The organism is Mesorhizobium sp. M00.F.Ca.ET.216.01.1.1 (genome assembly GCF_004010325.2).
Classification (GTDB): domain Bacteria; phylum Pseudomonadota; class Alphaproteobacteria; order Rhizobiales; family Rhizobiaceae; genus Mesorhizobium.
The window spans coordinates 1-347 of the sequence record NZ_SADR02000292.1; the positions used below are offsets into that span (position 1 = coordinate 1).

Genomic DNA, 347 nt, shown 5'->3' on the forward strand with positions numbered 1-347 from the left:
CCGACCTTGTCGCGATCCGTCTCCGCCTCGTGGCAGGCGATGCAACGATTGAAGACCTTCTTGCCCAGCGCTGCATCGCCGCCGGCATGCGCGGCAAGGCCGCTGGCAAGCAGGAAAAGCGTGGCGGACGAAATGGCTCGAAGCATGGCGGATTCTCCCGACGGCTCTTGGCTGAGGTCTGAAATAGCTGGCAGGCCTTAACAAAGGCCGCATAAAGCCTGGCAATTGCAAGCGGCTGGCAGCCGGCCACCCGATAACCGGGAACCATCAGGCTCAGCTGTTGGTGAAGCCAATGAAATCGTCGGGGGCAGCCCTGCCCATCTCCTCCTCCCAATGGCGGCGGCAGA

At 62.5% G+C, this 347-nt stretch carries 2 pseudogenes; both read right to left on the reverse strand.

The annotated features are described in order from the left end of the window. A pseudogene (locus EN859_RS40660) lies at positions 1 to 146 on the reverse strand (cytochrome c family protein); the annotation flags it as partial. Between the two features lie 127 nt (positions 147 to 273). Next, positions 274 to 347, reverse strand: a pseudogene (locus EN859_RS40665) (thymidine kinase); the annotation flags it as partial.